Source organism: Halalkalibacter urbisdiaboli (assembly GCF_002156385.1).
GTDB lineage: Bacteria > Bacillota > Bacilli > Bacillales > Bacillaceae_D > Halalkalibacter_A > Halalkalibacter_A urbisdiaboli.
Window position 1 is genome coordinate 1 of record NZ_MVJM01000002.1, and the last position, 18,996, is coordinate 18,996.

Here is an 18,996-nt window from a genome sequence, read left to right on the forward strand (position 1 = left end):
CGGATGTACGCTCCATTCCTCGAACACTTGCTTCCTCGATTTACTCGGTTCTCTTTGCAATTACTTTTGGCTTCAGATAACCTTCGAATTTCTTCGTCAACTGCATGTTCTTCGGTCATGTCACGTATGAAATACGCTCCATTCCTCAGCCACTTGTTTCCTCGAACTTCTCGGTTCTCTTTGCCAAAAACGTCTTATTTAAAAAAGTCGTTTTTGAATTCTTGACATGCTCGTTCAAACAAAGTCAGTTAAGACTCCGGTGAACAAAACATTGTTTACATTCATTATCTAGTTTTCAAAGAACCATATTTACGGCTAGGTTATTTACTATAACAGTAGACACAAATTATTGAAAGGAGTAAATCCTTCCAATTAATATTGAGAGTTTTGAGTTCTCTCAAAACTGAACAAGGCTACTGATTTCAATTACATCATGTAACACTTCTCAGTGATGCTTCACGCTGCCTTGCGACGAGGAATCATGCTTCGTAGCATAGCTCGTAGACGCAGGAGCAAAAGCATTTATTATAATTGAGAGTTTTGAGTTCTCTCAAAACTGAACAAATAGCACAAGCGTCAAACAACCGAAGTTGTCTGTCGACTAGAGTTAAACTCCATAGAAAGGAGGTGATCCAGCCGCACCTTCCGATACGGCTACCTTGTTACGACTTCACCCCAATCATCTGTCCCACCTTAGGCGGCTGGCTCCAAAAGGTTACCCCACCGACTTCGGGTGTTACAAACTCTCGTGGTGTGACGGGCGGTGTGTACAAGGCCCGGGAACGTATTCACCGCGGCATGCTGATCCGCGATTACTAGCAATTCCGGCTTCATGTAGGCGAGTTGCAGCCTACAATCCGAACTGAGAATGGCTTTATGGGATTGGCTCCACCTCGCGGCTTCGCTACCCTTTGTACCATCCATTGTAGCACGTGTGTAGCCCAGGTCATAAGGGGCATGATGATTTGACGTCATCCCCACCTTCCTCCGGTTTGTCACCGGCAGTCACCTTAGAGTGCCCAACTAAATGCTGGCAACTAAGATCAAGGGTTGCGCTCGTTGCGGGACTTAACCCAACATCTCACGACACGAGCTGACGACAACCATGCACCACCTGTCACTTATGTCCCCGAAGGGAAATCCCTATCTCTAGGGAGGGCATAAGGATGTCAAGACCTGGTAAGGTTCTTCGCGTTGCTTCGAATTAAACCACATGCTCCACTGCTTGTGCGGGCCCCCGTCAATTCCTTTGAGTTTCAGCCTTGCGGCCGTACTCCCCAGGCGGAGTGCTTAATGTGTTAACGTCGGCACTAAGGGCATCGAAACCCCTAACACCTAGCACTCATCGTTTACGGCGTGGACTACCAGGGTATCTAATCCTGTTTGCTCCCCACGCTTTCGCGCCTCAGCGTCAGTTACAGACCAGAGAGTCGCCTTCGCCACTGGTGTTCCTCCACATATCTACGCATTTCACCGCTACACGTGGAATTCCACTCTCCTCTTCTGCACTCAAGTCTCCCAGTTTCCAATGACCCTCCCCGGTTGAGCCGGGGGCTTTCACATCAGACTTAAAAGACCGCCTGCGCGCGCTTTACGCCCAATAATTCCGGACAACGCTTGCCACCTACGTATTACCGCGGCTGCTGGCACGTAGTTAGCCGTGGCTTTCTGGTTAGGTACCGTCAAGGTGCCGCCCTATTCGAACGGCACGTGTTCTTCCCTAACAACAGAGTTTTACGAACCGAAATCCTTCATCACTCACGCGGCGTTGCTCCGTCAGACTTTCGTCCATTGCGGAAGATTCCCTACTGCTGCCTCCCGTAGGAGTCTGGGCCGTGTCTCAGTCCCAGTGTGGCCGATCACCCTCTCAGGTCGGCTACGCATCGTCGCCTTGGTAAGCCGTTACCTTACCAACTAGCTAATGCGCCGCGGGCCCATCCTGTAGTGATAGCCGAAGCCATCTTTTATCCTAACGTCATGAGACCTTAGAAATTATCCGGTATTAGCACCGATTTCTCGATGTTATCCCGATCTACAGGGCAGGTTGCCCACGTGTTACTCACCCGTCCGCCGCTAACTTCCAGGAGCAAGCTCCCTTCAGTCCGCTCGACTTGCATGTATTAGGCACGCCGCCAGCGTTCGTCCTGAGCCAGGATCAAACTCTCCATAAAAATGGTGAGCTGATTAGCTCGAATAAATAATAAATTGACGAGATTGGTTTAAATGAAAAGAACATTTAAACTGTATCTCTTTTCGCTTGGCTTTTGTTCAGTTTTCAAAGAACTCGTTGTCGCTCAGCGGCGACGTTTAATAATATAACATACTCTTTTTATTTAACGCAAGCCTTTTTACAAAAAAAATTATTGGATTGTTTTACCTTATAAAAAAATCGTTCAAAACATTAAGGATTAAGGATAATATACGTTTTGAACGATTCTTCATTAATTTTAATGTAAAGATCCTATCATCTGAAACATCGGGAGCATCACAGTCAAAAACAAAATAAATATAGCTACACCCATTAAAAGAAAAAAAAGTGGCTGAAACAAAGTAATCATCTTTTGAATGGACTCCTCCACCTCTGTAAATAACATTTCACTATAGTATTGCAAATCCCCTCCCAAATTTCCAGTTCGTTCACCATTCTCTATCACAAATACAAGCTGCTTAAGAAAATAGTTCCCTTCATTCACAACTTGATGCAAAGACTCACCCTCAATAAGTTCTTTTTTTAGACGGGTTGCCTCCAATTGAAAGAAGCTTAAGTATTCTTGTTGTTCAAAAATAGATAACGCATATTGTAAAGACATTCCAGCACCAAGTAATCGACCAAACTGTAATGAAAAATAATAAGTAAGAACTTGTCTCGTTAACTTTTTACATATTGGAATTCCTAAAAGAATGTTGATTTTTCGTTTCGTTTCCCACTGTTTAATAACTAGTAAATAGTAAAAAGCGCAAAGAATGAATAGAACGAAAATACTAATTGAGAGATAAGGTAAGTAATACAGAAAACTGAAAACGAAATTTGTTAAGAAAGGAGGAGAAGTTTTGAGTGTATCGAAGAGGGCATTAAAATGTGGAACAATAAATTGATGCAATAAAATTAACAACATGACACAAAACCAAGTTAATACAATGGGATAACGAAGTACTTTTCGAATTTCTTTTTTCGTCATTTCCTTTTTTTCGTAGAGATACCCCGCGTGGACAAATCCCAATGCTACTTCACCACGTTGTTCATAAAAATAAAGAAACGATAATATATCATTTGAGATGTTTGTATAAGAAAAAGCTTCATGAACCCCTTTTCCATTTCTTAATTCTGACTGAACGATGCTTAACTTTTCATTAATAGGAACATCTACATGGAGTTTAATAAAATCGAGAGCTGAATCCATCGTATAGCCTTGCTCAAGTAATTGACCAAATGTACCTAAATACCTTTCAAGATTCGTATCTTTTTTTATAAACTTAATCACGTTCATTATTCAAACTCCTTTAGAGAATCTGTTGTAATAAATCCTAGACACCAAGCTTTTCTCGCTTCATCAAAAAGAGTTCGATATTTAATACGCTCACTTGTTAAAATAGCTCGGCTTAATTGTTCGCCTACTAACCACTCAAATAGTGCTGAACGATTACGTTTTATAATATCCATTTCGTAATATCTAGGTGTGTGTACAAGTCTTTGAGAAACTATCATTTGGCACGCTTCGTTTAAATCAAATTTTGAAACACCATAATCCAGCATTCTTAAAACCGCTTGATAGCAATTTTTAGAATGTAGGGTTGCAAGTACAAGATGTCCTGTTAGCGAAGCTCGGATGGCAAGAGCAGCTGTTTCTTCATCCCTTATTTCACCAACCATAATGACATCTGGATCATGTCTCAGAGCTGCACGTAAACAATTTGCAAAAGTAAGCCCAGCTTTATGATTTATTTCTACTTGAATGGTTCTTTCAATTGTACGTTCAATTGGATCTTCAATCGTAATAATCGTTCGATTTTTTTCCTCAAGGATTTTTTCTAACATGGCGTATAGGGTTGTCGTTTTCCCCGATCCGGTTGGTCCTGTAATAAGACAAAGGCCTTGCGTTAATTGGGTACTCGTCTCTAATTGGTGAAGGTGTTTCATAAATAAAGGGAGCTCTTCAAGAGAATTATACTGATTTTGAGGTATTATGCGAATAGCTAAACTTTCCATCAGGCGAGTAGGAAGTGTTGAGATTCGAAGGTCATAACGAACATTATTGAGATCGATTTTCATCGAAGTGCTTTGGGGCTTTCTTCGTTCGCTTATATCCATTCCGGATTGATACTTAAAATGACTGACTAGCCTTTCTGCAATATAAGAATCAAGCTTCTCCTGATGACTTGTGTTTCCCATTATCCGATACTGAATAAAATAACCACTTTCATCCGGAATAAAATGAACATCAGTTGCACCATGTCCGATAGCATCTGCAATCATACTTTTACTTTTTGATTCAATTTCGTACAAATTCCTATCCCCCTTTAATCGTGTTAAATAAATAATTCGACAGTTTCATTTCGAATTCCTTTCAAATTTATTTGAATAAAAATAACTCAAGCGGTTATAGTAATGTGTGTAGCGCGATGGGCTATAGCCAAGCGGTAAGGCAACGGACTTTGACTCCGTTATGCGTTGGTTCGAATCCAGCTAGCCCAGTCTTGTCTTGAGTCTGAATCACATTCATTTATTCAGACTCCCTATTAAAAATCCTAAATCATTTGAATAATATCCATGAACTTGGTTATTATAAGTTTATTATCGATGGGCTATAGCCAAGCGGTAAGGCAACGGACTTTGACTCCGTCATGCGTTGGTTCGAATCCAGCTAGCCCAGTTCTAACCTGAGTGAATGATCACTCAGGTTTTTTTATTCATATAAACTAATTGTTTACGCATAGGCTTGTATAGATATTATGAATAAGCGGGTGTTCTTTTGAAAATACTTGAGGAGTTTAAAACATTTGCGGTCCGTGGTAATGTGATTGATATGAGTATTGGTGTAATTATTGGCACAACGTTTGCCAAAATTGTCGAGTCGCTAGTTGATGATATTCTCATGCCTCCCTTTGGTTTGATGTTTGGCCAAGTTGATTTTTCAAACTTATATTTAAATCTATCCAATCGGAAGTTCGAGACATTCTCTGATGCTGAACAAGCAGGCATTCCGATGATTAATTACGGAATGTTCCTCAACCATCTCGTTCATTTTTTAATTATTGCTTTCGTTTTATTTTTATTTGTGAGACAGATGAATCGAATTCGCAGCCCAGGAGAAGATCCTTTAATTGAAATGAAAACGAAGACATGTCCATATTGTTTTAAAAGCATCGCTTATAAAGCAACAAGATGCCCACATTGCACTTCAACCATCATTCAAAACAATGACGAAAAAACATCAAACAACAAGGACACAGTCATTCGTTTTAGAGAAAAATCATCTTGATGGCTTTCCTCCTCCTTTGATTTCTTTGTTTGAACCATCGTTTGCGCCGGTTGCTTGCGAATTCATTTAATAAAGGAGTTAATCTTGCATCCTGGCGTAAACCCTCTAGTAGTTTAAATGAATCGCTAAGGTGCACACTTCCTTTATTCTCTACTTCATGACGGCCACAAAATTCACATCGTGATGGCACTGAAAATGGGTGGGTTTCCCTTTTTCAGTGCCCTCTTTTCCTTCATAATCCTACAATGAACATTTGATTATTATCTACTATTAAACTTGCCTTCTGTTCATCCACTAGTTGTTTGACAAAGGCCATTATAGCTGTTCGGTATAATAGATAGGATCCTAGATTTTTCGTACGAATTCCCCGTTCATCACAAATAACCTTAATGAGGGTCTCAACTGGTACCTTATAACCAAACCGTTTTAAACAGACCATTAACTCTTGAATCAGTTGCTCATGATGTTGAAGTTGAAACTGTACAGTCGTCTGAAACCTCTCTTCGTAATGCCCATGTCCGGGAACTGCCCCCTTAAGCTTCATACTTAGTAATTTTTCTAGCGTTTTTTTCGTCTGAGTAGCGTCAACTTGAAACGGAATACTATGTTTTTTTACCGTCTCTATTGAGAAATAGCTATCTGAAGCAAATAAAATCCCTTCCCACTCAAGACCATATTGCTCATGACTATGACCTGGAAATGAATGCAAGATAACCTCAATTGAATCAATTTCTTGTCTACCTTCTGTCAGGATTTCATTTACCTCAATGGAGCGACCTTCTAAAAATTTCGTACGTAATTCATCTAAAGGTTCATTTCCTTGAAATAAGTAGATTGGTTCAAGCTTTGGATATTTCATGATAGCTTCCTCAAATGGAGGAGCGTACGTTTTAAGCTGCGGGATTTGATTTTGCAAGTAAGCTGCACCACCAAAGTGATCAGCATGAGCATGTGTTATAAACAATGAAGTTAACGGCAATTCGTGCTTCACTAAAAATTGATAAACCTTCTTGGCCGCAGCTTGGTCAATTCCGCTATCAATTAAGATTCCTGATTTTCCTTGATGAATATAACCGATATTCACCGCCCCAGAAAAATAGCCACACTGTTCTGTAATCGGTTGATAGGTCAAGTTGCTTCCTCCCTTTCCTGTTTTAGACGAGCAAAGGCAATAAAAATAAAATTAATTCCGATTACCGTTGCGATAAATGGACCGAACAAAAATTCACCTTTTATAAATCCGTAAACAAACACGACAAGTGCACTTATTGTAATAATAATCCCTAATGTGATAAATGATTTCATAGTAAACACCTCTAATTTCTTTAATAGCTTTTCAATCCCCTCTTTTTCACACGACATTTTATTTATTTATCAAAAAAATCTCATCATATTTAAGAAAATCTGATACGATAGAATTTGATAATTTTCGAGCGTGTGAACGGAGGAACAAACGTGCAAACAGCGATTCATCGAGAAAAAATCATCTATTTACCAAAGCACGAACGAAGTGAATGGCAAACCCTATACACTGCTAGTATTCGCGAAGAGGTTACATGTATGCACTGTGGTGAAGCTGTTCGACTTCAGTTAGGCATTCATCAGCCTCCTTATTTTGTTCATCCCCCTACAACATTTGATTGTGTTTCAATCATTGATGCTTACGAAAAAAAAATGGTTCAAGAAAAAAAGAAAGTAAGACTAGATGAACCGGTCTCAACAGAAGGTTTTCGACTTCCAAAAGGAAGAGCAATTGAATCGAATCCAGCGGAAGATATATATTGGAAAGAACCTGAGATGGCAAGAGCTATACCCACTTTCAAACCTTTAACAAAAACTGAGGCTCAAAATAGTGAAAGGTACCGTGACATCTTAAAAGATAACGGAATTTATTTAGATGACTCACAATGGTCTGCTGTTAAAACAACAGAAGGTCCTCTCCTTTTACTCGCCGGGGCAGGAAGCGGAAAAACGAGAGTGTTGACAGCAAGAGCCGCTTACATGCTTACAGAGAAAGAAATACCTGAACAAGAAATGATTCTCGTTACATTTACTGCGAAGGCGGCTCGAGAAATGAAGGAACGAATGAAAATATATCCTGGCATTCACGAAAAAACCCTTCAAAGACTTATGATTGGAACGTTCCATAGTATTTTTTACAAAATGCTTCTTCACCATGAACCGGATCGTTGGAATGGTGAAAACCTATTAAAGTGGGATTGGCAACGGGAGCAAATGATTAAAGAAGCAGGACGTGAAATTGACTTAGATGAAAAGGAATTTGCATACGACCAAGCGTTAACCCAAATTAGCTGGTGGAAAAACCACCTCCTCTTCCCTCATCATTTAAAGGCAAAGGATGTGTGGGAAGAAAGAGTCGCTTATTTATACAAACGCTACGAGGAAATGCGGCTGCAAAAAGGAATGTTTGATTTTGATGATATGTTAATCGGTTGTTACGAGTTTTTACTTAATCACCCGCAATTATTGAAAAAATATCAACAACGATTTAAATATGTGTCAATTGATGAGTTTCAGGATATTAATAAAGTACAGGTCGAGCTAATCTCAATGCTAACTGACAAATCTAGAAACCTCTGTGTTGTTGGCGATGATGACCAGTCAATATATGCCTTTCGCGGAAGTGATCCGGAGTATATTTTACATTTTAATAAGACGTACCCTGAAGCAGCGACGATTGTTTTAAATCAAAATTATCGTTCGAATCATTCAATTGTTTCAGTCGCGAACAATGTCATTGCTTCAAATCGGACACGCTTTCCAAAGCAACTAGAAGCTCAATATGCATCAGAGAACATTCCTTTTCTCTTTTTTCCATATGATGAGGAAGAAGAAGCGACAATGATAATTACGGATATAAAGGAACAAATCAAAGCTGGGGCTACCCCTTCCGATTTTGCGATACTTTATCGCACAAATGTTACGGCACGAGCATTATTTGAACGATTTGTTGCCTCAAATATCCCTTTTGTTTATGACCAGGACGGTGAATCCTTTTATCGTCGAAAAACCGTTCGTAAAGTAATCGCTTATTTGCGATTAGCTTTGCAACCAGACGATATCCAAGCAATTAAGGATCTAATAGGAGCATTGTTTTTAAAACAAACAATCATTCAAGACCTAAAGGCATTAAGCATTACGATGGATTGTGCCCTTGTTGAAACGTTGCAGCATATTAATGGCTTACAACCATTTCAGGTACGTAAACTGAAGGCATTACCGGAACAGTTTAAGAAGCTAAAAGTGTTCACACCTGAACAAGCAATAACGTTTATTGAGCAGGAAATGGGTTTAAAGGATTATCTTAAAAAACAAGGAAATGAAGGAAATAAAATGGATCGTGGATCAGATGACGTCCGTGATTTAAAGGTCGCAGCTAGGCAGTACCAAACGATAGAGGATTTTCTAAATCACATTGACCATATCATTGCAAAGCAAGATGAATTACGAAGGCTCCCGTCCACTAAAGAGGCCGTCCAATTGATGACCATTCATCGTTCTAAGGGTTTGGAATATAAGCATGTTTATATTCTTGGAGGTGTCGAAGGAAGTCTCCCTCATGATTATGCATTAGATGCATGGCGAGAAGGAGATGACAAGCCGCTAGAAGAAGAACGACGCCTCATGTATGTTGCGATGACTAGAGCACAGGAGACGCTGGCCATTTCTGTACCATTAATGAGAAGAGGTAAACGAGTACAACGCTCAAGGTTTGTGCGTGAAATGAATAGATTAGCTCCACAACGAGCGGCTACACTATCAACTGGAGGAAACGATGAATCAAAAAGGAATCATTGAAGCGACAGAAAAATGGGTTAAAGACCAATTAGAACACGAAAGCTCAGGACATGATTGGTATCATATCGCTCGTGTAACGAAGCAAGCGAGAGAAATCGCGCAAATAGAGGGAGCAGATCTCTTTATCGTCACATTAGCCGCTTTATTACATGATTTAGCTGATGACAAGGTCGTGGAAAACGAGCAAGAAGGGCTGCAGCGTATCAGCGATTGGCTTAAATCGCATCAAGTAGATGACCGTTTAATTAATCATATTCTAATGATTATTCAAACTATGTCGTATAAAGGGGGTACCAACACACCTGTTGAAACTCTTGAAGGACAAGTTGTACAAGATGCAGATCGTTTAGATTCTTTAGGTGCAATCGGAATTGCCCGGACGTTTGTATACTCTGGGAGCAAAGGTCAGCCGATGTATAACCCATCATTGCCCGTTCGTGAAAAGATGACCTTGGCTGAATATCGTAAAGGAGAGTCATCTGCTATACATCATTTTTATGAGAAATTGCTAAAGCTTAAAGACCTGATGAATACTGAAACAGCAAAAGCTCGTGCAGCAGAACGGCATGCATTTATGGAATCCTTCCTAGAACAATTTTATAATGAATGGGGATAAACGGCATTCCTTCTAACAGATATAATCACAAAACGTGCGGAGCCATTGCTACTGAATAAGAGGCACAGAAAAAGGGTGGGTTTCCCTTTTTCTGTGCCCTTTAAGTAATGTGCGAAGCCGTTGCCCGATTTTTAAAGCCTTGCTACGAGTGGGTTTTTCGTAGCAAGGCGCGCAACGTGTGGAGCCATTGCTTCTTCTTTGAGTTACTTAAGAAGGTTTTTCAGTGGCTTGCCATTATATAGGGAGTTTTTTTGTTTATTTTAAATTGTTTAACTTCTCTTCAATGCTTGCTACTAATCGTTTCAGTTCAACTAAATCCTGTTCAATTGCTTTAATTGCTTCTTGATTTGAATTGTTGTCCTCTTGCTCCTTTGCAAACATAATCATTTTTAAATAGATGCTGAGGATTTTTTGACCGTAATCAAGACCCGGTACAGCCCATTTACCATTTAGCTGCTCCCATGTAGGCGCGCTCCCACGTTCGACCATATTAAATCTAGGATCAACAAGTTTTTCATTTGGAGGTAATGGTTGTTTAGAGGCGTAGGCATACAAATGTTGTAAATGTGCAATAACCCCCTCTCGTGGCGTATCAAAGCTTGCACCTGACTCACCACCGTTTGTTGCTCCTATCCCGGCAAAATTGTTTTGCTCCTTCCTTACTTGCCCTCCAAAACGAAAATATCCCGTTTCATGAATGGCTTGAGCGAAAGCAACATCACCTCTAATACCATATCGCTTTCCTTCTGTTTCATATAAACTTCCAAGCAAAGGTGCTTCTGGGTTTACTTTTTTAACAAAAGCATTCATCTCTTCTCCTGATAAAAGGCTAGCCCCCATAATAGGCTCTCCTGCCTTTTCTTGATTTGTCTCACCATCGTCTCTAACAATAAAGACATCGTTGACTCCATCATTCTTAAGCTTTTCAACTAAATTATTTGCGTTATCTTCATTCGTAAATGCACCAACCTGAACCCGATAGTAGGTTTCATTTGAAACTACAGCTTGAATAATGTGAGTGTCATAACCTAAATGTTGTAGATGTTGTTCTCTTGCTAATGCATTCTCTTTCATTTTGTAAGAACCAGCAATAACTCGAAAAATGGTTTTACTTTTTAAATTAAATGCTTTTACTAATCCGTTAACATGCCCTTCGGCCACCCTTTGACGCCAATCTGGATCTTTGAGTTTTTCAGCGTCATTATTATTATCAATAAACCCGTTTTCCGTCAAAAGCGCCGGCATTTTTGTTTCGCGTAAAACATGAAAGTTTGCTTTCTTTTTACCACGATTATTAAGGTTAGCAACCTTGATAATCTCTTCATGCATAATATCTCGATACTTTGCTGTTTCTGAAGTATCTGATAGGCTACTGTGGATATAATCCTCATATCCACGAACATTGCCATCAAAGCTATTTACATGAATCGATAAAAAGTAATGAGCTCCCCAATTGTTTGCTTCGGTTGTACGTTCATTTAAACTCACAGTAGTATCGCTCGTTCTACTCATTTTCACTTCTATATCTTGATAATTATTTATTAAAATTGTACGGATTCGCCGGGCAATATCTAACACAAGGTTTTTCTCCTGCATTCCATTCGCTACGGCACCAGGATCCGATCCACCGTGGCCTGGGTCGAGGTAAAGTTTAAACATTTTTTTGCACCTCCTTAATCTATTATGTATTCGATTATGGTTTAACTTGTATAGATGGATTACTGAATTTTTCTAATTTTAGGTTCAAGTTACACATACAAAGAAGGGCTGTCTCAAAAGCTTAAAGCGCGTGCACAGCAAGGCTCCGTTCGCTACGCTTATTATATAAAAGGCTGTGCCCAAATTGGCACAGCCTCTTCTTAATCATTATTTATTTCCGCAACACTTTCGAACGACTCGACGCCCTGAACCATTAGACGAATTGGTCGCCGTTCTTCCCTTTCTTACTCTTTTTGGTCGCGTTGAAAAGGTTGATGATGCATTAGAATTGATTCTCTTTTTTTCTTTCATTCTAGATTCCACCTTTAACTTGAAGTTAGTAATACTGTATGTCCTTCTATAAGTTAAGGTGACAAATCTGAAAATAATTCAATGATTACCTACTCTCACTCTTTATCTACATTTGTACGTTTATCAAGTGTTGTCCTATTACTACGTTTGGGAGGATTCATTGCATTTTTCTCTAGTAAATTTTGAAAAAACCATGATTCTGGTTGACTTGTATCATTTTGTTCCTGTTCCACCTCTTTTTCTTTTAATGACTCTTTCAACTTTACTGCCTCTTGCCTCAGTGAATTTAATTCATTATCTTTATTCTCAATTATTTCTTTTAATTCTGAAACCAATTGTGATAATTCTTTATTTTGGGCAATATAATTGTCTACGTTTTCCTGTGATTTTATACTACTTTCTCTTTCTTGATTTAATTGTTCTTTCATTTTGACATTTTCATTAACGGTACCGTTTAGTTCATGTTTGACTTGTTCTAATTCTTGTTTAACTTGTTCCAACTCTTCAGTTAATTGTTGGTTATTCATTTCCTTGCCTTCTAACGCTTCATTTAATCTTTCAAGCTCAGTTTGTAACTCGATATTTTTTTCCTTTAATTCATCCAATTGACGATAATGGTAATCTTCTTGGTATTCCTTTAATTGTTCTTTACAACGAGTTAGCTCAGATTGAACATGTATTAATTTTTGTTTCAACAAAAAAGGATTGTTCATGTTTCGTCTTTGATTTTCGTCCTTATTCATTTATACCCCTCCAAAAAATTAGTTATCTTTATATCCTTATGGAATAGTTTCTTGTCCTATTTCTAGGCATATGCCAATTAGTAAAAAACCCTATTACAACCTGCACACTTAACCAAGAATGTCATAGGATACATTAGATTAAAACCCGGTAATTAATAATTTTCACGGGTAAAATTTAAGGAGGTACTATAATGAGCCACAATAAGCATAAAGTTTGTATTAAAGTTCCAAAGGTTTATGACTGGGTAACAAGACAAATTGATTTACCACTTATTAGCTTTAATGGTGAAGCATTAGATGACATTTTTGAATGTGTAAACAATGGAATCACACCGCCGGAGGAGCTTTGTGAATTTTTAGCAGCACACCCTGGTTACACTGTACATTGTGATCTGTTAGAAAACTCTATTCTCTGCCAAGAAATCGCGCAGCACAATGGCAGACAGCAAGTGAATGTTACGCTTCCTTCTGGGGAAACTGTAACACTTGAAAAAGTTAAAGTCCTTGTTAAGGGCTTAGTGCAAGTCACAATTAGAGACAATAACGGAAACGTTATTTGCCGAACTGATGACATTCAATTCGCAACAGCACAAACATTCTTCTTATGTGCTCCAGAAGGAACGGAAGTAGATTGTCACATAACATACTTCCAGTGCGATGCAGATGTTATTTGTGACGAAAACTTCCAACAGCTTGATATTTCAATATTAATTTGCTTAGACGTCCAAATGGAAGCAAATGTAAAATTAGAGGTTGAAGCAGCAATTTGCCGTCCACGTCAAGAGCTTCCAGCAGAAGACGTCCTTTGCCCAGTAGGTGTATTTCCACCACAATGTCCTGAAATTTTCCCAGGAACATCTAGAAAATAACTAGCTAACGAGGGGGAGACGACTAACTCTCCCCTTTTTTTATGATCTTTTATTAATTGTTTTCACATCTAGACATACATATCTATATAGAACATGTAAGGAGGAGCTGCTCTATGGAAAAAAGTAGACATCTACGGTCGCTTAAACATGATTCACCTATACAACTTCAACAAAAAATTATTCATTACCGTTCTGAAGTGACTCGCCATAAGAACTTGCTTGAAGATGTTGAAAAGGAATTAGAATATTATAAAAGGCTTTATGCCCACCTAAAGGAATCAGTTAACACGAACGAAAAGGACTCTCGTAAACAAATCGTTGAAGAGGCGATCGCAGCACAAGCACATTTTACTTATTCAACTATTCTCCCGCAGCTTGAAGAAGATGAAAAGAATGTTGATGTAATCGGAAATTTAGTGTTAAAAAATATCGGTAACAAAGCTTTAACCACGCCTATAATTTGTCTTCGAGTTACACCTAGTGAAAGTGGAAATCTTAGCGGGAAAATCAAGCTATATCCTAGTAAACGAGAGAACGAAGGAGAACAAATTGTAGAAGAAATAGCTTCTGAGGACTGGCAATATGTTCATGATAATTGGAGAGAACGTGTAAAAGAAGATGGAGAGCATTGGCTAAGACCTCTACATCAAACTCAGATTGATCCAGGTGATCAAATTAGCTTTTCGAATTTTAATTTAACGCTCTCACCATCTGAAGCAGGAAATTCAATTGTTGTTAATGGATTTGTATATTTTCAGGAGCTACAAGAAGGGGTCCCTGCTTTGAATCAAATCATTATCAACTATTAGTAGCTAGTAATGTAAAGGAGTGGGATATGAATATATTATACATTCCTTCAGGTTACTCAAAAATCTATCACTTTTTTGATAAATGCATTGTTCGAGAACTAAATAAATTAACCGATGTGAACGCAATAAAAATTCCAATTCCAACGGGATTATCTCGTTTAAAATCTGAATCTTTTCGTTTCAAGCCCAACCTCGCATTAACTTTAGTAGGAGATAAGCTTCCACTAGAAATGCTCCAATGGTTTAAAAAGAAGAATATTAAAACGGCCTTATGGTTAACTGAGGACCCCTATTTTATTGATAGAGCTGTCAAACTCATACCTAATTATGACTATGCTTTCACTATTGATATTGGAGCATATCTCTATTATCAAAAATTAGGCTATACCAACGTGCATCATCTTCCTTTAGGAACGGATCCACATACATTTTCACCAAAAATTAAGAAAGCTAAATATGAAAGTGATCTTTGTATGATTGGGTACCCGTATCCTAGCAGGATCAAACTAATCGAAAAACTACTTAATGAAACCTCCTTTCACATTACGGTTTCGGGTGGATGGCACGGGCTGATTACGGAAACGAAACATCTAACCATTTTAAAGGGATGGCTTCCTCCGAGAAAGGTTGCTAGCTACTATTCAAATGCAAAAATCGTTTTAAATACACATCGCGCTTATGACGAGAAAAAGAACGAAAATAGTCTGGCCATCCTTAATCAAAGTGTAAATAATCGAACCTTTGATATTGCTGCATGTGAGAGCTTCCAATTAATTGATCAAAAAGACGATCTTGGAATGCATTTTGTAGAGGGGCAAGAAATAATTTCATTTAAAAATAATGAGGATGCAGTAAATAAGATTCTTTTTTATTTAGCGGAAGAAAAACAGAGAAAAGAAATAGCGAAAAAAGCAAGAGAGCGGGTGCTAAAGTCTCACACTTTTTCTCAGCGATTAACGACACTCATTCGAATAATTCATGATTCTGACTAAGTCGTTCATCGAAGAACGACTCTTTTTTTGTAGTTTTAGAAGTTTATAATAAGAATACGGTAATCCCAGTTATACAAATAGATACACCCACCCTACTAGAAATGAATTCTATGGCTACCCTGGAAAGATGACTTCTCTCTTTATTGAAATAATGCTAAAGCTTTTAAAAAAGTGAAGCCATTTAATGAAGAGAACTGAATACCGCCTTTCAACGCAGCTCTCTGAAGCGCATTGGCTTCGCTCATTGCTAAAAAGGCCACTGAAAAGGTAAAAATCAGAGGGCATTGAAAAAGGGTAAAGCACCCTTTTTTCAGCGCCCTCGAAAATCAACCTTTTTCAGTGGCCTTCAATTATTACCTCCACTTTTTAAGCTTCCATTCAAGCGCCTTTCCTTTTTTATATAATCGGCATTCTTGTTGATTTAAAATGGCAAACTTTTGAGCACGAAGATGTAATTTATCGAGTACTTTTGGGTGAACTGGATATAAAATATTGTTCTCACTAATATACTTTTGTGAACCACATTTAAATACAACTCCTCCCGGTAAAGGGAAACGCTCATTTATCTCAGTAGTAATCGGATCCCCATCCGGGAAGCTTTCTAAAAATGATTGGTTTACCTTAATAATTTCATGCTTATTAAAATGATATTTTCTAAATGCTCTTAAATTTAGAATATGCCGTTTTTTATGATTCTCTATAAAATAAATATGAGGCTGACTATCCCCTTTTAATAATCGATAACTTGGAAAATACTCCGGTATAGTAAATATTGACGAATCGATAGGTTGCCCTTCTTCATATTTAAATAAAACAGGATCAGGGATACTCACAACCTTTTGTTGATTATATTTTAATAATTTAAAGACTTTATTTGTAACGACTCTTCTCTTCTGATCCTCAATTAAATAAACAGTCGGGGCCAATCCCTTAACGAGAGTTCCTGAAGGGATCTTTTCAGGTAGAAACGCATTTAACGATTGGAAAGACGTAGGTCCTTTTATCGCAATATCCAAGACCTCGTCAATTGGATGAAAAGGTTGGAATTCCGTCAACCGACTCCAGAAAGCAGCATCTGCATTATGCCAGTTTGATGGATGATCATCCCAATAACTATTAAATTTTCCGTATATCTTTTTTAATAAACTACGTCGATGCATAATCGAACAATGGTCAACAATGTTCTGAGGATGCGACAGTACCCCCCTCGTATTTCTTATATAATCTGATAAAACTTTTCCATTTGAATCTACAATTTCTACCTTTTGTTTCGTATAAACAATGTCTATGTGAGAATGAGTATCTAAATAATTAGCCAACGTTGAAAGTCTTCTAGGATAAAAGAAATTATCATCAGTTAAGTAAGTAAGATATTTACCTGAAGATAAAGCTATTGCTTCATTAATTAATGTTGCATATCTCGTCGTTTTATAACGTTCTTCATTTCTAATTTTACTATTAAAATAGTTTATTCGAGGATCACCTAAATAACTTTTAATTTTATTTACGGTCTCATCATTTGAAGCATCATCCATAATAAAAAGTTCCCAATTATGAAATGTTTGATCCAATACACTTTCAATCGCTCTTCCCACTGTTTCTGGTTTATTATAACTAGTCAAAATAACCGTAACTATTGGTTTCACCATTTCACCTTCTCTTTTAAATATTGCATTAGTAATATATGTAAGGGAGGTTTTCTTGTTGATTTAATCCTCTTCACTAATTGATGGGTTGAAAGCATCATTTATTCAGATTTTTATACGATACGCACTTGGTAATGACTTAATGCATAAAATAATATGTACGCTTTACAAAAGGGAGGCCATTATGAATATTTTATTTGTCTTTTATGTTCCTAGTGGCGGGGTTGAAACATTAAACCGTCAACGATTTATAGCTTTACAAAGAATAGGTATTAATTGCCATTTCTTATATCTCCAAAAAGGCTCCGGATTACAAAATAAAATGGACACTACTATTTTTGTTACAAAAGACGAAAGTGAAATCAAGCGTATTATTAACGAAGGAAACTATAAAGCTATCGTCGTTTGTTCTGACATCCCTTTACTTGGTAAAATAAGGAACCTCGGTTATAAGGGAAAGCTTATTTATGAAAATCAAGGTTTAGGTAAAAATAAAGAACATGCCAAGACCATCCTTACACAACATGCATTTCCCTATATCAATAAGTATTGTGATGGAATCCTTATCCCTAAAACACCGCATCTAATGGAACTGATTTACACATACTTTCCTTCAATAAAGAAGTTTTGTTTTCATAACTGTTTTGATACAGTAGGCTTCTCATACAAAGGCTTACCGATTCACCCGAGTCCAATTATTGCCTGGGTTGGGCGAATAGAAGAAAATAAGAATTGGCGAGACTTTTTGCGTATAGGTAATAAGCTAATTCGTTGGAATAATAATATTCATTTATGGATGTTTGAGGATGAAACACTGTCAGACCCAAATGAGCGAATTAAATTTGGTAATATGATAAACCAATTAGGATTAAAAGAAAAATTAACAATTAAATCAAATATCCCACATCAAAAAATGGCTGATTATTTTTCAATAGTCGGTGATTCTGGCGGATTTCTTTGTTCAACATCCAAAATTGAAGGTTTTGGATATGCTGTGCTTGAAGCAATGAACTGTCGCTGCCCTGTATTATCTACAGATTCAGATGGAGTTAGAAGCTTTATCACCCATAACGAAACTGGTAAATTTTTCGAGAGTGGTTTAATTAAACATGCCTTAACGGAAGCAAAAGAATTAATGACAAATTCATCTTTACGTGAAAAGATTCGTACAAATGCAGTAAATCACATTCAAAGTAATTTTTCTCTTGAACAATACGCTACTAATTTCCTACAAATGTTAAACACTCTAGATAACCAATAAGAAACAAGTTGGAGTGAATACTGTTGAGCAGTTCTTCTCTCGAATTACCTAAATTGCTTCTAAATACTGTACCTAAGAGTGGTTCAAACCTATTACTGCAAATTGTCGAAGGAATTCCTGAAATGAGTAGGGAAGTTAAATCGAACGTGTATCATATAAAACCCGGAAAATTTATTATTGGTCATTTCCAATATAATAAACATTTCTCAGAGGTTTTGTACCAAAAATCAATTAAACAACTATTTATATATCGAGATTTACGAGATGTTTCAATTTCATTAGTACATTTTATTAATGAAAGATTTCATGGTCATGTCCTTTATCCTGTTTTTAAGACCGAACTAAAAACATTTGATGAACAACTTTCTGCTGTGATAAATGGTGTTAAACCTCTAAACTGGCCAGGGGTTTATGAAAAATATAGAGGTATCTATGATTGGATAAAAAAAGATGCTTTGATATGTCCCATTAAATATGAAGACTTAGTTTCTAGCGAAAAGTCCAGAAACCAAGTAATTTATCAAATTATTGATTATTTATTTCCACAATTAGATAATAAAAGAAGGCATAACCTTTTTTTAAAAATGACAAGAAATATTAATCCAGAAATATCTTGGACGTTCCGAGAAGGGAAAACTGGTAGCTGGCGTACTACATTCACACAATACCACAAACAATCCTTTAAGAGACATGCTGGTAACTTTCTAATTGAATTAGGTTATGAAAAAGATCTTAACTGGTAAACTAAACA

The 18,996-nt window shown here is 37.5% G+C and carries 15 protein-coding genes, 2 tRNA genes and 1 rRNA gene; 10 read left to right on the forward strand and 8 right to left on the reverse strand.

All coding sequences use genetic code 11. The features are described from left to right. Positions 1 to 620 precede the first annotated feature (620 nt). From B1R93_RS07900 to comGA, 3 genes are all read right to left on the reverse strand, one after another. A 16S ribosomal RNA gene (locus B1R93_RS07900) occupies positions 621 to 2,171 on the reverse strand. A 276-nt stretch (positions 2,172 to 2,447) separates the two neighbouring features. Next, entirely contained in the window at positions 2,448 to 3,488 is a 1,041-nt protein-coding gene (gene comGB, locus B1R93_RS07905; RefSeq protein ID WP_088103446.1) for a competence type IV pilus assembly protein ComGB, read from the reverse strand. Continuing rightward, complete coding sequence (gene comGA, locus B1R93_RS07910) at positions 3,488 to 4,504, reverse strand: competence type IV pilus ATPase ComGA (RefSeq protein WP_088103447.1); 1,017 nt, start codon at positions 4,502 to 4,504, stop codon at positions 3,488 to 3,490. The genes comGB and comGA overlap by 1 nt, the downstream gene beginning before the upstream one ends. A 117-nt stretch (positions 4,505 to 4,621) precedes the next feature. Between comGA and B1R93_RS07915 the strand changes: the two genes are divergently transcribed. The 3 genes from B1R93_RS07915 to mscL all read left to right on the forward strand — a co-directional run bounded on the left by B1R93_RS07915 (position 4,622) and on the right by mscL (position 5,480). After that, positions 4,622 to 4,693: transfer RNA gene (locus B1R93_RS07915), tRNA-Gln, on the forward strand. Positions 4,694 to 4,799: 106 nt separating this feature from the next. Then, a tRNA-Gln gene (locus B1R93_RS07920) sits at positions 4,800 to 4,871 on the forward strand. Between the two features lie 99 nt (positions 4,872 to 4,970). After that, on the forward strand, positions 4,971 to 5,480 hold the full coding sequence (gene mscL / locus B1R93_RS07925; protein WP_207634138.1) for a large conductance mechanosensitive channel protein MscL: 510 nt from the start codon (positions 4,971 to 4,973) through the stop codon (positions 5,478 to 5,480). A gap of 232 nt (positions 5,481 to 5,712) precedes the next feature. Here mscL and B1R93_RS07930 read toward each other — a convergent pair whose 3' ends face one another. Beyond that, on the reverse strand, positions 5,713 to 6,612 hold the full coding sequence (locus B1R93_RS07930; RefSeq protein WP_088103448.1) for an MBL fold metallo-hydrolase: 900 nt from the start codon (positions 6,610 to 6,612) through the stop codon (positions 5,713 to 5,715). Continuing rightward, positions 6,609 to 6,785 carry a hypothetical protein gene (locus tag B1R93_RS22950; protein ID WP_165763764.1) on the reverse strand — a complete coding sequence of 59 codons (177 nt, stop codon included), beginning with the start codon at positions 6,783 to 6,785 and terminating at the stop codon, positions 6,609 to 6,611. The genes B1R93_RS07930 and B1R93_RS22950 overlap by 4 nt, the downstream gene beginning before the upstream one ends. Before the next feature lie 150 nt (positions 6,786 to 6,935). Between B1R93_RS22950 and B1R93_RS07940 the strand changes: the two genes are divergently transcribed. Continuing rightward, complete coding sequence (locus B1R93_RS07940; protein WP_088103450.1) at positions 6,936 to 9,299, forward strand: UvrD-helicase domain-containing protein; 2,364 nt, start codon at positions 6,936 to 6,938, stop codon at positions 9,297 to 9,299. Then, entirely contained in the window at positions 9,277 to 9,915 is a 639-nt protein-coding gene (locus B1R93_RS07945; RefSeq protein WP_088103451.1) for an HD domain-containing protein, read from the forward strand. Before B1R93_RS07940 ends, B1R93_RS07945 begins: the two co-directional genes overlap by 23 nt. Before the next feature lie 255 nt (positions 9,916 to 10,170). On the opposite strand, the gene B1R93_RS07950 is transcribed toward B1R93_RS07945, so the two are convergent. Next, positions 10,171 to 11,574: an N-acetylmuramoyl-L-alanine amidase gene (locus tag B1R93_RS07950; protein ID WP_088103452.1), complete on the reverse strand. Its 1,404-nt coding sequence runs from the start codon at positions 11,572 to 11,574 to the stop codon at positions 10,171 to 10,173. Between the two features lie 446 nt (positions 11,575 to 12,020). After that, entirely contained in the window at positions 12,021 to 12,668 is a 648-nt protein-coding gene (locus tag B1R93_RS07955) for a hypothetical protein (RefSeq protein WP_088103453.1), read from the reverse strand. A 191-nt stretch (positions 12,669 to 12,859) separates the two neighbouring features. On the opposite strand from B1R93_RS07955, the gene B1R93_RS07960 reads away from it, so the two are divergent. The 3 genes from B1R93_RS07960 to B1R93_RS07970 all read left to right on the forward strand — a co-directional run bounded on the left by B1R93_RS07960 (position 12,860) and on the right by B1R93_RS07970 (position 15,338). Continuing rightward, on the forward strand, positions 12,860 to 13,537 hold the full coding sequence (locus B1R93_RS07960; protein ID WP_088103454.1) for a BMQ_0737 family morphogenetic spore coat protein: 678 nt from the start codon (positions 12,860 to 12,862) through the stop codon (positions 13,535 to 13,537). A gap of 113 nt (positions 13,538 to 13,650) precedes the next feature. Further along, entirely contained in the window at positions 13,651 to 14,346 is a 696-nt protein-coding gene (locus B1R93_RS07965) for a hypothetical protein (RefSeq protein WP_088103455.1), read from the forward strand. Between the two features lie 26 nt (positions 14,347 to 14,372). Next, on the forward strand, positions 14,373 to 15,338 hold the full coding sequence (locus B1R93_RS07970; RefSeq protein ID WP_088103456.1) for a CgeB family protein: 966 nt from the start codon (positions 14,373 to 14,375) through the stop codon (positions 15,336 to 15,338). 353 nt (positions 15,339 to 15,691) lie between these two features. Here B1R93_RS07970 and B1R93_RS07975 read toward each other — a convergent pair whose 3' ends face one another. Continuing rightward, positions 15,692 to 16,987 (reverse strand): glycosyltransferase, encoded by a 1,296-nt coding sequence (locus tag B1R93_RS07975; protein WP_088103457.1) that lies wholly within the window; start codon positions 16,985 to 16,987, stop codon positions 15,692 to 15,694. 181 nt (positions 16,988 to 17,168) lie between these two features. Between B1R93_RS07975 and B1R93_RS07980 the strand changes: the two genes are divergently transcribed. Both B1R93_RS07980 and B1R93_RS07985 read left to right on the forward strand, forming a co-directional pair. Then, positions 17,169 to 18,245 (forward strand): glycosyltransferase family 4 protein, encoded by a 1,077-nt coding sequence (locus tag B1R93_RS07980; RefSeq protein ID WP_088103458.1) that lies wholly within the window; start codon positions 17,169 to 17,171, stop codon positions 18,243 to 18,245. Between the two features lie 23 nt (positions 18,246 to 18,268). Then, positions 18,269 to 18,988: a sulfotransferase domain-containing protein gene (locus B1R93_RS07985; RefSeq protein ID WP_088103459.1), complete on the forward strand. Its 720-nt coding sequence runs from the start codon at positions 18,269 to 18,271 to the stop codon at positions 18,986 to 18,988. Positions 18,989 to 18,996: the final 8 nt, after the last annotated feature.